Genomic DNA, 4,005 nt, shown 5'->3' with positions numbered 1-4,005 from the left:
CGGCTTCGGCCTCCAGCGCGAGGGCGCAACGCACGGCGCCGTGGCCATAGGCGTCGGCCTTGATCACGGCGAGGGCTTTGGCACCGGTCAGTTCACGGGCCAGACGGTAGTTGTGGCGCAAGGCCTGGAGGTCGATCAGGGCGCGGGCGGGACGCATGGCGGCTGCCTTATGGTGGTTCGGGTTGAAAACGATGCTGGGTTCTTCGCGGGTGAACCCGCTCCCACAGGGACCGCAAATTGCCAAGGTTTGCGCAATCCTGTGGGAGCGGCTTTAGCCGCGAAGCGGCCGATACAGGCGATCTTACTGCTGGTGAGCCGGCGCAGTCTGCCCGTGGCCGGCCGCTTCCCGGCTGTTGCTATAACGGGAAATATCCAGGCCTTCGGCACTGATCTGCGGCTTCTTGCGCGCAATCAGGTCGGCCAGCAGGCGACCGGAGCCGCACGCCATGGTCCAGCCCAGGGTCCCGTGACCGGTGTTCAGGAACAGGTTGCGGAACGCCGTGGCGCCAACGATCGGCGTGCCATCCGGCGTTGCCGGGCGCAGGCCGGTCCAGAAGCTGGCCTGGCTCAGATCACCCCCGCGAGGATAAAGGTCGTTGACGATCATCTCCAGCGTTTCGCGCCGACGCGGGTTCAGCGACAGGTCAAAACCGGCGATTTCAGCCATGCCACCGACGCGAATGCGGTTGTCGAAACGGGTGATCGCGACCTTGTAGGTTTCGTCGAGAATGGTCGAGGTCGGGGCCATGTCGGCGTTGGTGATCGGCACGGTCAGCGAGTAGCCCTTCAACGGATATACCGGGGCCTTGATGCCCAACGGCTTGAGCATATGCGGCGAGTAGCTGCCCAGTGCCAGCACGTAGCGGTCGGCGGTTTCCAGCTTGCCGTCAATCCACACGCCATTGATGCGATCGCCGGCAAAGTCCAGGCGCTGGATGTCCTGGCCGAAGCGGAACTCCACGCCCAGGTTCAGCGCCATTTCGGCGAGCTTGTTGGTGAACAGCTGGCAGTCGCCGGTCTGGTCGTTAGGCAGGCGCAGGGCACCGGCCAGGATGTCTTTCACACCCGCCAGGGCGGGTTCGACGCGGGCAATACCATCACGGTCCAGCAGCTCGTAAGGCACGCCGGACTGCTCGAGCACGGCGATGTCCTTGGCTGCAGCATCCACCTGGGCCTGGGTGCGGAACAGCTGGGTAGTACCCAGGCTGCGGTTTTCGTAGGCGATGCCGGTTTCGGCGCGCAGCTCGTCGAGGCAGTCACGGCTGTACTCGGACAAGCGCACCATGCGCTCCTTGTTCACCGCATAACGGCTGGCGGTGCAGTTGCGCAGCATCTGCGCCATCCACAGGTACTGGTCGACGTCGCCGGTGAGCTTGATGGCCAACGGGGCGTGGCGCTCGAGCAGCCACTTGATGGCCTTCAGCGGCACGCCTGGGGCGGCCCAAGGCGAGGCATAGCCGGGCGAGATCTGGCCAGCGTTGGCAAAGCTGGTTTCCATGGCCACCGCCGGCTGGCGGTCGACCACCGTCACTTCGAAACCTTGCCGGGCCAGGTAGTAGGCACTGGCGGTTCCGATTACACCGCTACCAAGTACCAGAACTCGCATCGTTTTATCCCTCATACGCGGCACGCCGCAGACTTTTATTGATATGGCATGAATGGGCGCAGTATAAAAATTCGAAGCCAGTGCAATTCACTATATAAAAGCCTATTATTGGCGAGAATTCTCGGCAAAATCGCCTTTCACGGAGGGGCATCCCCTATGAGAACCCAGCACCAGAGCAAGCGTGAACTGGACAAGATCGACCGTAACATCCTGCGTATCCTGCAGAATGACGGGCGGATTTCCTTCACCGAACTGGGCGAGAAAGTTGGGCTTTCCACCACGCCTTGCACCGAGCGGGTTCGCCGCCTGGAACGCGAGGGCATCATCATGGGCTACAACGCTCGCCTGAACCCGCAGCACCTCAAGGGCAGCCTGCTGGTGTTCGTCGAAATAAGCCTGGACTACAAGTCGGGCGATACCTTCGAGGAGTTCCGCCGGGCGGTATTGAAACTGCCCCATGTACTGGAGTGCCACCTTGTGTCAGGTGACTTTGACTACCTGGTGAAAGCGCGTATTTCGGAGATGGCGTCTTACCGCAAGCTGCTCGGCGACATCCTGCTGAAGCTGCCGCACGTGCGCGAGTCGAAGAGCTACATCGTGATGGAGGAAGTGAAGGAGAGCCTCTGCCTGCCGATCCCGGACTGAGGCTAGACCAGCACCTGCCGGGTGGTGGCGATGAACTGGTGGACGAGCTGCTCGGCGGCGGGCTCGATCATCGGTTGCGGGCCACGGCCACGTGGGCAGGCCATGCGCGGCGTGGTGCCAAACAGGCGGCAGATCATCGGGCGCTCTTCGTACACCGTGCAGCCGTCGGGGCCCAGGTGCACGCAGTCCAGGCGCTCCATGGCAGCGTCCTGTTCGGCCTGGGACTTGCGCGGCAGGCGGGCCATTTCTTCCGTCGAGGTGGTGACCGGGCCGCAGCAATCGTGGCAGCCGGGCTCGCACTCGAACGAGGGGATGAGTTCGCGCAGGAAGTGGATTTTGTGGCGGTTGCAGGACATAGCTGAGTTCAACGTTGATGACTTGCCGGATTATAGGCGCTCCGGCTTCGTGCAGGAGCGGCCTTGTGTCGCGAAAGGGGTGCGCAGCGCCCCCAGTGCCTCAGCTTCGCCACTGATATTGCCGGGGCCGCTCTGCGGCCCTTTCGCGACCCAAGGCCGCTCCTACAATTGACCGCACCAGACTTGAGGCCGGTTGCCCGCCCCGGAGCCCCGGCTTATCCTCCTCCCCTAGCCCACCAGCCCCAGGACACAGCCCATGATCCATAGCGCGCAGCACGCCGCCTCGTATTACGCCGCCAGCAGCGCGCCACACCCTGACCATTCATTCCTGCAAGGCGACCACTCAGCGGACGTATGCATCGTCGGCGGCGGCTACTCGGGTCTGAACACTGCCATCGAGCTGGCCGAGCGCGGCTTTTCGGTGATCTTGCTGGAAGCACGCAAACTCGGCTGGGGCGCCAGCGGGCGCAATGGCGGGCAGCTGATCCGCGGCGTCGGCCATGGCCTGGAGCAGTTCCTGCCGGTAATCGGCGAGGACGGTGTGCGCAGCTTGAAGCTCATGGGCCTGGAGGCGGTGCAGATCGTCCGCGAGCGGGTCGAAAAGCATGCCATCGCCTGCGACCTGACCTGGGGCTACTGCGACCTGGCCAACAAGCCCGCCGAACTGCAGGGCTTTGCCGAGGATGCCGAAGAGCTGCGCAGCCTCGGCTACCAGCACGAGCTGCGCCTGGTTGGCAAGGACGATATCCACAGCGTGGTCGGTGCCGACTGCTATGTCGGCGGGCTGGTCGACATGGGCTCCGGCCACCTGCACCCGCTCAACCTCGCCCTGGGTGAAGCGGCCGTGGCCAGCCGCCTGGGGGTAAAGCTGTTCGAGCAGTCCGAGGTCACCCGCATCGACTACGGCGCTGAAGTACAGGTGCATACCGCCCAGGGCCGGGTGCGTGCGAAAAACCTGGTGCTGTGCTGCAACGCCTATCTCAACAACCTCAACCGCGAGCTGGGCGGCAAGGTGTTGCCAGCCGGCAGCTACATCATCGCCACCGAGCCGCTGGGTGAAGAACGTGCCCACTCGCTTTTGCCTCGGAACATGGCCGTGTGCGACCAGCGCGTGGCGCTGGACTACTACCGTCTCTCCGCCGACCAGCGCCTGTTGTTCGGCGGTGCCTGCCATTATTCAGGCCGTGACCCGCAGGACATCGCCGCGTACATGCGGCCCAAGATGCTCAAGGTTTTCCCGCAATTGGCCGACGTGCGCATCGAATACCAGTGGGGGGGCATGATCGGCATTGGTGCCAACCGCCTGCCGCAGGTGGGCCGCCTGGCCAGCCAGCCGAACGTGTATTACGCCCAGGCCTACGCCGGGCATGGGCTGAACGCCACCCACCTGGCAGCGCG

General features: G+C 63.9%; 5 protein-coding genes. 2 read left to right on the top strand and 3 right to left on the bottom strand.

Going from position 1 to position 4,005, the window contains the following annotated elements; translation table 11 throughout:
* Both HP547_RS27600 and dadA read right to left on the bottom strand, forming a co-directional pair.
* Positions 1 to 157: alanine racemase (locus HP547_RS27600; RefSeq protein WP_172288612.1), on the bottom strand; the 157-nt coding region annotated here is incomplete at its 3' end.
* Between the two features lie 144 nt (positions 158 to 301).
* Entirely contained in the window at positions 302 to 1,606 is a 1,305-nt protein-coding gene (dadA, locus tag HP547_RS27595; RefSeq protein ID WP_172288610.1) for a D-amino acid dehydrogenase, read from the bottom strand.
* A 156-nt stretch (positions 1,607 to 1,762) separates the two neighbouring features.
* Between dadA and dadR the strand changes: the two genes are divergently transcribed.
* The gene (gene dadR, locus HP547_RS27590; RefSeq protein ID WP_003258963.1) at positions 1,763 to 2,251 is read left to right on the top strand and encodes a transcriptional regulator DadR; all 489 of its coding nucleotides are present in this window, start codon (positions 1,763 to 1,765) and stop codon (positions 2,249 to 2,251) included.
* A 2-nt stretch (positions 2,252 to 2,253) separates the two neighbouring features.
* Here the strand turns inward: dadR and HP547_RS27585 are convergent, their stop codons facing one another.
* Positions 2,254 to 2,607 (bottom strand): YkgJ family cysteine cluster protein, encoded by a 354-nt coding sequence (locus tag HP547_RS27585; protein WP_172223084.1) that lies wholly within the window; start codon positions 2,605 to 2,607, stop codon positions 2,254 to 2,256.
* A gap of 256 nt (positions 2,608 to 2,863) precedes the next feature.
* Between HP547_RS27585 and HP547_RS27580 the strand changes: the two genes are divergently transcribed.
* Positions 2,864 to 4,005 (top strand): FAD-binding oxidoreductase (locus HP547_RS27580; RefSeq protein WP_172288608.1); only part of this gene is annotated, 1,142 nt, incomplete at its 3' end.

It is taken from the genome of Pseudomonas sp. CM27 (assembly GCF_013179515.1).
In the GTDB taxonomy this organism is placed as follows: Bacteria; Pseudomonadota; Gammaproteobacteria; order Pseudomonadales; family Pseudomonadaceae; genus Aquipseudomonas.
Note: the sequence above shows the minus strand (reverse complement) of the source record. Positions and strands in the feature narration are given on the sequence as shown.